Origin of the sequence: Actibacterium sp. (assembly GCF_041584535.1) — a bacterium.
Classification (GTDB): domain Bacteria; phylum Pseudomonadota; class Alphaproteobacteria; order Rhodobacterales; family Rhodobacteraceae; genus Actibacterium_D.
In genome coordinates, this window is the sequence record NZ_JBFHDW010000075.1 from 1 (window position 1) to 9928 (window position 9928).

The 9928-nt window shown below is 63.0% G+C and carries 8 protein-coding genes and 2 pseudogenes; 1 reads left to right on the plus strand and 9 read right to left on the minus strand.

What is annotated here, in order from left to right; translation table 11 throughout:
• Window positions 1-201 (plus strand): annotated as a pseudogene (locus ABYW26_RS05545) (hypothetical protein); the annotation flags it as partial.
• Between the two features lie 36 nt (window positions 202-237).
• Here ABYW26_RS05545 and ABYW26_RS05550 read toward each other — a convergent pair.
• The 9 genes and pseudogenes from ABYW26_RS05550 to ABYW26_RS05590 form a co-directional block, all read right to left on the minus strand.
• Window positions 238-2052 (minus strand): acyl-CoA dehydrogenase C-terminal domain-containing protein, encoded by a 1815-nt coding sequence (locus ABYW26_RS05550; RefSeq protein ID WP_372603794.1) that lies wholly within the window; start codon window positions 2050-2052, stop codon window positions 238-240.
• Window positions 2052-3731, minus strand: a complete 1680-nt coding sequence (locus ABYW26_RS05555) for a 3-hydroxyacyl-CoA dehydrogenase NAD-binding domain-containing protein (protein WP_372603795.1) — start codon at window positions 3729-3731, stop codon at window positions 2052-2054. Before ABYW26_RS05555 ends, ABYW26_RS05550 begins: the two co-directional genes overlap by 1 nt.
• On the minus strand, window positions 3728-4897 hold the full coding sequence (locus tag ABYW26_RS05560) for a thiolase domain-containing protein (RefSeq protein WP_372603796.1): 1170 nt from the start codon (window positions 4895-4897) through the stop codon (window positions 3728-3730). Before ABYW26_RS05560 ends, ABYW26_RS05555 begins: the two co-directional genes overlap by 4 nt.
• A 104-nt stretch (window positions 4898-5001) precedes the next feature.
• Window positions 5002-5970 carry a cupin domain-containing protein gene (locus ABYW26_RS05565; protein ID WP_372603797.1) on the minus strand — a complete coding sequence of 323 codons (969 nt, stop codon included), beginning with the start codon at window positions 5968-5970 and terminating at the stop codon, window positions 5002-5004.
• Between the two features lie 21 nt (window positions 5971-5991).
• Window positions 5992-6654: an RraA family protein gene (locus ABYW26_RS05570; protein ID WP_372603798.1), complete on the minus strand. Its 663-nt coding sequence runs from the start codon at window positions 6652-6654 to the stop codon at window positions 5992-5994.
• Window positions 6651-7343 (minus strand): RraA family protein, encoded by a 693-nt coding sequence (locus ABYW26_RS05575; RefSeq protein WP_372603799.1) that lies wholly within the window; start codon window positions 7341-7343, stop codon window positions 6651-6653. Before ABYW26_RS05575 ends, ABYW26_RS05570 begins: the two co-directional genes overlap by 4 nt.
• 256 nt (window positions 7344-7599) lie before the next feature.
• Complete coding sequence (locus ABYW26_RS05580; RefSeq protein ID WP_372603800.1) at window positions 7600-8361, minus strand: ion channel; 762 nt, start codon at window positions 8359-8361, stop codon at window positions 7600-7602.
• 197 nt (window positions 8362-8558) lie between these two features.
• Window positions 8559-9560 (minus strand): diguanylate cyclase, encoded by a 1002-nt coding sequence (locus tag ABYW26_RS05585; RefSeq protein ID WP_372603801.1) that lies wholly within the window; start codon window positions 9558-9560, stop codon window positions 8559-8561.
• A gap of 3 nt (window positions 9561-9563) precedes the next feature.
• Window positions 9564-9928: pseudogene (locus ABYW26_RS05590) on the minus strand (heme NO-binding protein); the annotation flags it as partial.

Here is a 9928-nt window from a genome sequence, read left to right on the forward strand (position 1 = left end):
GAATCCAAGGGCCTGATCGAACGCAACTACGTCAACGGCAACCGGCGCAACCTGATCGTCCACCGGACCGAAGCCGGGCTGGCCACGCAAGAGCGGTGCGACAAAGCTGTGCTTGAGGCCGAGCGCGCCTATCTGGCCCGCCTTCCCGCCGAAGAACGCGAGCATTTTCTAGCCAACCTCGTCGCGCTGTATCAAAAGTAATCGGGCCCCGCCTTGGACAGGCGCGGCCCGATCCGGTCAGTTCAGGTCGGCATCCAGATCCATCAGGGCCTCGACACCGTTCAGCGCCCGCAGCGCCAGACCGGGCACTTGCGGAACTTCCCGTGCCATCCACAAACGCGCCAACGCCAGTTTGCGGGTCTTGTCCGCCTCGGACAGATGCGCGGTCTTGCTGCTGACAATCACCCCGGCAACCTCGGCCCAGGCCCAGGCGATGGCGGTGATGCCAAACATCGTCAACAGATCATAGGCCGCGACGGCCGGCGCTTCGGGATCGTCGCGCCCGGCGGCATCGACACGGTCCAGAGTCTGGCCCAGCGTGGTCAATGCCATATCCAGCGGCGCGATGAATTCCGCCATCTCCGGCGCATCCGCATGTTCGGAAATCAGCCGCGACACCGCGTCAAAGAACGCCACCCGCGCCCGACCGTCATGCACCCGCAGTTTGCGTTCAACCAGATCCTTTGCCTGAATGCCGTTCGCGCCTTCATAGATCTGCCCCACCCGCACATTGCGGACGAAATGCTCAAGCCCGTGATCGGCGATATAGCCGTGGCCGCCCAGAACCTGCAGGCAGTCATTGGCGCATTGGAACCCCTTGTCGGTAAAATACGCCTTCATCACCGGCGTCAGCACATCCATGATGTCGTTCATCCGGGTGCGCTCGGCCTTGTCCTGACTGTTCTTGGCCAAGGACTGCATGAAGGCCATCTTCACGCCCAGCGCCCGCCCGCCCTCGGCAAAGGATCGGCTGCCCAGCAACAGACGGCGAATGTCGGCATGGACAATGATCGGATCGGCAGGCCCGTCCGGATTGACCGGCCCTTTGACCGCACGGCCCGACAAGCGCTCGCGCGCATAGGCCGCCGCGTTCTGCTGAGCGATTTCGGTATACCCGACACCCGACAGCGCCACCCCGACCCGGGCATAGGTCATCAGAAAGAACATCGCCGCCATATTCGCCGCAGTCCCCTGTCCGGGCGCCGCGATGCGATAGGCGACGGCATCGTCGTAATTCATCACGCAGGTCGCGTTGCCGCCAAGACCCATCTTGTGCTCGATCGAAGCGACCGAAACCCCGTTCGGGCCCAGCACTGCGCCGGTCTCGGTATCAATGCGGTTTTTCGACACCAGAAACACGTTAACCGTCGACAGGTCGTTGGCCAGCTTGCCATCCGGGCCCGGCACCTTGGCAAGAACGATATGCACGATGTTATCGGCAAGATCGTTATCGCCGCCCGAAATGAACATTTTCGAGCCACTCAGCCGCCATGTGCCATCGGGCTGTTCAACCGCGCGGGTGCGCATCTGACGCAGATCGGTGCCGCAATGCGATTCCGTCATCGACATGGTCGCGGTCCAGTCGCCCTGCACCAGACGCGGCACGACATGGGTTTTGATCCAATCGGCGCCAAAGGCGTTCAGCATCTCGGACGCCGGGGCGCAGAACGAAAAATACATCCGCAGCGATTGACCAGTGGAAACGCCGAATTCATTCAGCGCCACGGTCATGACCGGCGGCAGACCGGCGCCGCCGATGGCCTCGGACACACCAGCCGACAGCCAGCCGGACTCGCGATAGGCCTGCGCCACGGCGCGGAACGGGCCGGGGGTCTTGACCGCGCCATCGACCATGCGCGCGCCTTCGGCGTCGGCGACCATATTGACGGGGTGCATGACCTCTTCGTGGAACGTCGCCAGACCGCGCAGAACCGCCGCGGTAAATTCCGGGCTGAGATCGGCAAAGCCGGGAAGGTCAGCGTGATCCTGAACCCGGGCAACATCGTGCAAGAGGAAGTGATAGTCGTCGACAGGTGCGCGGTAGATCGGCATCAGATTTCCTCCAGTTCAGAAAAACACCCGCCCTTGGCGGCCAGATCGGCCAGATAGGGCGCCGGGGCAAAGCGGTCGCCACAAGACTTGACCAGCGCGTTCAGCCGGTCAACGACATTGGCCAGCCCGATGCGGTCCGCGTGATACATCGGCCCGCCTTTCCACGACGGCCAGCCAAAGCCGGTTTGCCAGACAACGTCGATGTCGCTGGCGCGGGTTGCGATGCCCTCGGCCATCAGGCGCGCACCTTCGTTGATCATCGGCAGGATCAGGCGATCCTCGATTTCAGAGTCGGCGATGGGTTTGCGGGTGATCCCTTCGGCACGCGAGGCTTCTTCGAAGATCGCTGTCGCCTCGGGGTCGGTCAGCGGGCGATTTTTGCCCGGAGCATAGCGGTAATAACCCTTGCCGGTCTTTTGCCCCAGTCGCCCGGCGGCAAACAGCCGGTCAATGATCGGACTTTTTTCACCGCGCGCCTGACGGGCGCGATAGCTCAGTTCAATTCCACCAGCCATATCCTGCATTTCGAACGTGCCCATCGGCATGCCGAACCGGGTCAGGACGGCGTCGATCTGGTTGGGCAGCGCACCTTCCAACAGCATGCGGCCCGCCTCGTGTTCGCGCGCGATCATCAGGCGGTTGCCGACAAAGCCATGCGCATTGCCCACGACCACGGGCACTTTGCCCAGCCGCGTGCCGACATGCGTCGCCAAGGCCAATGTCTGATCCGAGGTCCGCGCCCCGCGCACGACCTCAAGCAGCTTCATCACATGCGCCGGGTTAAAGAAATGCAGACCGACAACACGGTCCGGCCGCCGGGTCGCGGCGGCGATGGCGTCAATGTCCAGCGTCGAGGTGTTCGAGCACAGGCAGACCTCGGGACGCGCAAGGCGGTCGAGCTCGGCAAAGACCTGCTGTTTCAGCGCCATGTCTTCCCAGACGGCCTCGACAACCAGATCGGCCTCGGCAACCCGCGCCATATCGGTCGAGGTCTGAAGCGCCGCAATCTGATCAGCGGCCTGCGCCGGGTCCAGACGCCCGCGCTGCACGTCGCGCTGAAAGGTTTCGCTGATACGGGTCCGGGCGCGATCGAAAGCCTCGTCGTTCTGATCCAGCATCAGCACGCTGAACCCGGCCTTCAGAAACGCAGTCGCAATCCCGATGCCCATGTTCCCGGCACCGACAACGGCCACCGTGGTGACAAGCGCAGGCTCAGCCCCGGCGACAAAGCCTTCGCGATCCGCATCCACCGCGGCAAAGGCCCGGTCGGAATAGGCCCGCGCCGTTTCGGCATCGGGCGTGGTAAAGGCCAGACGCAGCGCGCCTTGGGCATCCGGCTGAAACCGCACCTGCACCGGGTCGCCAATCGCCAACTTGTGCACGTCAGCATCCAGAATGACGCTGTTCAGGCGCAGGCCTTCGTCCAGATCGACGATGGCCGGGGCAATGGCACGGCGCCCGGCGGGCATACGGGTAAAGGAATAGATCCGCCCCTGCCCTGTTGAGGCACGCCATCCCAGATTGCGGCTGGCGCAAAGCGGGCAATGGGCGCGCGGATAGTGGTGGACCTCGCCACAATCAAGGCATTCACGCAGGTTGAATTCACCGCGCTGCGCCGCCTCGGTAAAGGCCTGCAATTCGCTGCTGATCAAAATCTCGGTTTTGCCGCGCATGGTCATTCTGCCTCCAAAATCACGGTGCCCGCCATGTGCTGGCTGGACATCAACCCACCGGTGCCATGGGCAAGAACAAGGTCATGGTTCGGCACCTGAACGGCGGGATGGGCTTCGCCCCGGCACTGACGGACGGCCTCAAGCATCTTGGTCATGCCGCCCTTGTTGCCCGGATGGTTCGAGCACAGCCCGCCCCCATCGGTGTTGAACGGCAGCTTGCCGACGCCGGAAATCAGGTTCCCATCCGCCGCGAAACGCCCGCCCTGACCTTTTTCGCAAAAGCCGATGTCTTCCAGTTGCATGATCACGGTGATGGTGAAGCTGTCGTAAAGCGAGGCATATTTGATGTCGCCCGGCCGCGCGCCGGCTTCTTCAAAGGCCTTGGCGGCGCTGAACTGCCCGGCCGAAGACATCGGCTGCATCCGGCCTGCGGCGTTGTGCTTCATGGCTTCTCCGGCACCGGCGATCTTGACCACAGGCCGCTTCAGGCTGCGGGCGATTTCGGGGCTGGTCAGCACCATCGCGCCGCCGCCATCGGTCACCACACAGCAATCGGCGCGGCGCAGCGGGTCAGCGACCAGAGGCGATTCCATTACATCGGCAAGGCTCAGCACCTCGCGCAGTTTCGCGTGTTCGTTATATTGGGCATGGTGCGAGGCCGCGACCTTGACCCAGGCCAGCTGTTCAGGCGTGGTGCCGAATTCATACATGTGGCGGCGCGCGATCATCGCATAGCCGAACACCGGCGGCAGCGGCACAGGCGCTGCGAATTCGCGTTCCGGCACCAGCGACATGTCTACCCCGGCCAGAACCGGCCCGGCATTCGCCGCCAGAGGCCGGTCGGCCATAGTGATCAGGGCAACGTTGCACTGACCCGACGCGATGGCCCGCGCCGCATGCGAGACATGCAACAGATACGAAGACCCGCCGGTCTCGGTCGTGTCCATATAGCGCAGATTGGTCAGGCCAAGGCATTCGGCCATCGAGAACCCGCCCAGACCGGGCGCGTCTGCGCCACAGAAATAGCCGTCCACATCCGCCAGCGACAGGCCCGCATCGGCCAGCGCGCCCAGCGCCACGTCGACATGCAACTGCGCCGTAGAAATCCCGTCAGCCCGGCGCGTAGGATGCTCGTAGATCCCCGCGATGCACGCTTTGCCGCTAATGCTCATTGCAATTCGCTCCTCCTGAATCGCTCGCTTAGTAAGGTTACCTTATTAAGTGTCCACTTTCTAGTTGCCACGCCGATTTGCGTCAATCCCTGTTTAATGTCGGGTCAGGGTCGGTTCTCGGCGTCGAAATAGAACCCAAGCGCCCGCAGAACCGGCGCGTCGGAAATTTCAAAGATCCGCGCCTCGTCATCGGCGGTGATGGTATGCGCGGCCCAACTGGGCGCGGCGAATACGTCTCCGGCGGCCCAGTTGTGCACGCATCCTGCGGCTTCGAACCGGCCATGCCCCTTGGTCACCGCATAGATGTGACTGGCGGTGCTCTGCTGTTCGCCGGTGGTCGCGCCCGCGTCCAGCGTCATCCATGTCAGCGCCATTGTCGGCATCACCGACAGCGTATCCAACTGGACCCGCCGCACCCCCGGCCGCACCACAGTCGATTGCGCAAGGGCGGCCTCGGTCTGAGGCATCGGGAACCGGAACGGATGGGTCTGCGGCGCTTCGGTTACCGGCTGCACCCCGTCGGCATGTTCTTCAAAGAACATCGGCTCCAGACGGTGCACCAGCGGCACGTCCAGAACATCAATCCAATAGGCGTCGCTGTCGCCTTCGTTGAAATGGCTGTGCCACGCCCGCCCCGGCGTCAACAGAACATCGCCCGCGACCATCGGCAGCTTGACGCCATTCACCACGGTGAACAGGCCCGGCCCGGCCTCGAGGATCAGCCGCAGCGCGTTCGGCGTATGCCGATGCGCCCGAGCATATTCGCCGGGCTTGATCATCTGATAGGCCGCAACCAGCGTGTTGACGGTGTCGTATTCGTTGCCCTTGACCGGGTTGAACATCAACAGATTGCGGCGCTCGGCCAGATCGGTGCCGATCCAGCGCCCCGCCTGAGCCAACGCCGCGCGCGCATCGGCATAGCGCCAATGCTGCGGCGTCATCGCGGTTGCGGGTTCGGGCCAGAGCGACCGGCTTTTCTTGTTCCAGCCCGCCGTAAAGCGGTTGCGGCTTAGAACCGGGTAAAGCTCATCCAAACCGGTGGCGGCTTGAATATCTGTCTCGGTGGTCGTCATGGTTGCTCCAGAAGATTGCCTTCAGCGATGAAACCCGAAAATCGTCATCGTGGTTTCGCCCGCATCAAGCCGCTGAATCTGCACCTGCTCGGCGGTCTCGCGCGCGTCTGACGCATCCAGAATTCCGGCGGCCTGGTCACGCGGCAGGCAAACCACGCCATCCGCATCCCCGACGATCAGATCGCCCGGATGCACCACCGTGTTGCCCAGAAGGATCGGCGCACCGACCCAACCCGTCGCACCGAAATCCTTGCCGGTGCCCCGGATCGACAGGCCGCGCGCAAAGACCGGCACGCCGACATCGCCAAGCAAGGCCCCATCGCGCACGCAACCGTCGATCACCAGCCCGGCAAGCCCCTTGGCGCGGCCGGCGGTGGACATGATCTCGCCCCAGTAGCCGTAATCATAGGCGCCAGACGCATAGACAACCATCACGTCGCCCGGTTGCGCCACGTCCAGCGCCCGGTGCAGCCACAGGTTATCGCCAGCCGGAGAATGAACCGTCAGCGCCGGCCCGACAACGCCCATCCCCCGAGTGATCGGGGCAATGGCCGACGGCAGAACGCCGATCTTGCCACCCGCCTCGTGCAGGGTGGCCGTCGGCAGACGGCGGGCCTGTGCGATGATCTCGACCGTCGGACGGGGGAATTTGGCCGAGGTGGTTCGTTTGGCGTCAAAGGTCATTTGTCGCCCCCTTCCAGCATGTTTTCATAATCGCCGCTCATCACCAAGCTGATCGGTTTGCCCGCAAGCAGGGCCTTGGCCATCACCGCCTCTTTAAATGCAATCGCCTCGGCGGCATCCAGAACCGCGTTCACCTTCGCGGCGGGAATAAAGATCACCGCACTGGAATCCGCGATCACATAGTCATCGGCCTCGACCGGCACCCCCCAAGGCACGATCGGCCCGTTGGTTGCCGCCTCGACCACGCGGCCACGCGCGGTGCGCGCGGTCAGGCTGGTCGAGAAAATCGGAAAGTCATACTCGCGCGCCTCGTCGATATCGCGCACCGGACCATCGGCCACCACGCCCGCCGCACCACGCAGCTTGGCGCCCAGTGTCAGCAGCCCGCCCCAACAGCCCGCGTCCTTGCCGCTGCGCTGTTCAACAACGATCACGGTGTCCGTATCCGACAGTTCGACCGCAGTCGTGCCCAGATGCCGCAGCGGGCCATCAGGCCGGGGGCCATCATGCAGCTTCAGCGTGATCACCCGCCCCGCGATCTTTGCCGCAGACCCAGAGCGCTTCGGCACGCCCGTGACCTGTCCGGCAAGCCCAAGCAGGTCCAGCGCGTCCGAAACAGCACAGCAATCAAGGCGTCGCAATCTGGTGACAGCCTCGTCCGGCTGGCGAGCAGATTCGGGGGTCGACATAGGCACTCTCCATTGGTTCTATTGTATAGAACTGTATATTACACAGAAGAACGCCGCACGCAATCTCGAAACATAACCTGCGGCACGCGCCGGAACCGGACGCCGCAATACCTTGATCTAAGAAGGAAAAAACCATTCTCCCCGCCACGCGGGCGTCAGCCCGACGGGCGGGACACCTCGGGGAAACCCGACAGGCCGGGCCCCCTGACCCCGAGCAACAGCAGGATTTTACCCGCGCAACTCCCGCGCCCGGATGCTAGAAATCGCCTTCGGTGCGGATGTGAATGATGGTGCCGCAATGCTTGCAATGCACGGCATCGGCATCATGCAGAACCAGCCCGCAAACCTTGCATTCCTGCCGCACTTTCGACGGGCGGAACAACACCTGCAACAGCCGCAAAAACAGCGTCACGCCAAAGATCATCACGCCTACGGACAACATCCGCCCCCCCGATCCGGTCAGGGTGATATCCCCGAACCCGGTCGTGGTCAGCGTGGTAACAGTGAAATACAACGCATCGGCATAGTTGGTGATTTCGGGGTTCACGTTGACCTGGCTGGCATAGATCAGCCCGGTCATCACAAACAGGAATACCCCCAGATTGACGGTGGCCAGCACCACGTCCTCGTGCTCGCGGAAGAATTTGAAGTCCTGACGCAGGCGCACAAGCAATTGATAGGTGTGCAACAGGCGCAGGGTTCTGAGGATGCGCAGAAAGCCAAAGCCTTCGCCGGCGATGGGCGCCAAAAACGACAGCACTGCCGCAATATCCGCCCATGTCGCCAGCCGGAAAAGAAAGCGTTTCTTGTCGGCCTCCAGCCAGATGCGAATAAGGAAATCTGTCAGGATCAGCGCACCAAGGATCAGGTCGGCAATTTCCAGCGTCACCGTGCGCGGAAGGAACGAGCCGACGATGACGAAGGCAATCGTGAACAGATCGAACAGCAACAGCGCATAGCGAAAACGCTGCGCAGTCGCGGTTTCGTCCTCGTAAAGCGACCGGATCCGATCAAGCACTGGCGCCACCTCTGACACTGGTATTCGCCCCGTTTATATCGGCAGGCACCGGTCGCGGCTAGGTGGTTGCGCCAACCGCGCCCTGGCAGTCATAGAACTCCGGCATCAAAACACGCCTTTGGTTATGATCCAGTTCTGTTTGCCATCGACGAATGGCTTGCATTCCCTTCCCTTGGCTTCACAAGCTTATACATGTTTCAGGCGTCACCCGGCGGCGGCGCATTTGCCACGGCATAGCTGAGCCGCGCCCGCCCGGCGCGCTTGGACTGATAGAGGGCCATGTCGGCGTCATAAAGCATCTGTTCGGCCTGCGGAAAATCGTAATCCGACGACAAGGTCGCGCCGATGCTGGCCGAGATCCGGCAGGTTTTCCCCTCGAACGCGATCGGGCCTTCAAGGCGGGTGATGATGCGATGGGCGATTTTCTCGATCCGTTCGGCGGTCATCGGTCCCTCCAACAGCAGCACGAATTCATCGCCGCCGACCCGGATCACCGTGTCCGCCGCGCGGGTTTCTTCGACCAGAATGCGCGCCGCCTGACGCAGAACGTGATCCCCCGCCGCATGGCCCAGCGTGTCGTTGACGGCTTTGAAATAGTCCAGATCGACATGCAGCAACCCAAACGCCGCCGAGTGTTCCAGTAGCCGCGCCAGCACCGGATCCAGCGCCCGACGGTTTTTCAGCCCGGTCAGCGTATCGGTATAGGCTTGTTCCTCGGCCGCCACGCGCGCGTATTGCAGGCGCTGGGTCAGGCGCCGGGTTTCCTGTTCGACGGCGGCCTTCGCTTCGACCAGATACAGCATCTCGACCGCCTGATCGGTCGCCGCAAAATCGCCCAGCGTCAGGCCGTATTCACCGACCGCCTGCACCACGGAAATGCCGAACGACAGGTTGATCAGCGCGCCGTGGTCGCCTTCCAGCCCGATCAACAGCCCCTTGAACGCGGTGCAGGGCGCTTGCCGAAACGCCAGTTGCAGGCGCGAGGCACCGGCCTTGGCCAAGGTGCAGATCTCGTCAATGCCTTGCGGTCGGCGCAGTTCAAAAACGTCATCGAAGCGGCGCCCCGCCAGCAATTGCCCGGGGCGCAATTTTTGCAACGTCGGGCCGACGCGGCGGATGTGACCGTCCGGGGTCAGCCAGACATGCATCGGCATCAGGCGGGCGACGGCCTCGGGCCGCAAAGAGATCCGGTCCGGCATCTGTTACCCCGTCCTGAGTGCCAGCTTGAATTGCCGCCCCTCGGCATAGGTGCTGTCCAGCAATTCGATGCGGACACAGGGCCGATACCCGGCCTCGACATCCAGCACGACCAGCGCGCCATAATCGTCAGCCATGGCCCGTAAAATCCCGCTCATCAAATGACAAGCGCCGGGAAAACGCCAGTTGCACACCAGCCGGAACGAGGTCGGCCCGTCATCGCAGACCTCAAGATCCGGCACTTCCAGATCGGACACCGCCAGCCGCGCCCGCCCCGGCAGATCCTCAAGCGAGTGCAGGAATTCAAGGAAATCCTCGCCGCCGAAACGCAGCAATCGCCGGATCGATTCCAGCCGGGGATTGGCGACCA

Bases quoted from the DNA above. Each gene is read 5' to 3' on its own strand.
- ABYW26_RS05560 (WP_372603796.1), bottom strand. From the start codon at position 4,897: ATGAGCATTAGCGGCAAAGCGTGCATCGCGGGGATCTACGAGCATCCT.
- ABYW26_RS05550 (WP_372603794.1), bottom strand. From the start codon at position 2,052: ATGCCGATCTACCGCGCACCTGTCGACGACTATCACTTCCTCTTGCAC.
- ABYW26_RS05555 (WP_372603795.1), bottom strand. From the start codon at position 3,731: ATGACCATGCGCGGCAAAACCGAGATTTTGATCAGCAGCGAATTGCAG.
- ABYW26_RS05575 (WP_372603799.1), bottom strand. From the start codon at position 7,343: ATGTCGACCCCCGAATCTGCTCGCCAGCCGGACGAGGCTGTCACCAGA.
- ABYW26_RS05565 (WP_372603797.1), bottom strand. From the start codon at position 5,970: ATGACGACCACCGAGACAGATATTCAAGCCGCCACCGGTTTGGATGAG.
- ABYW26_RS05585 (WP_372603801.1), bottom strand. From the start codon at position 9,560: ATGCCGGACCGGATCTCTTTGCGGCCCGAGGCCGTCGCCCGCCTGATG.
- ABYW26_RS05570 (WP_372603798.1), bottom strand. From the start codon at position 6,654: ATGACCTTTGACGCCAAACGAACCACCTCGGCCAAATTCCCCCGTCCG.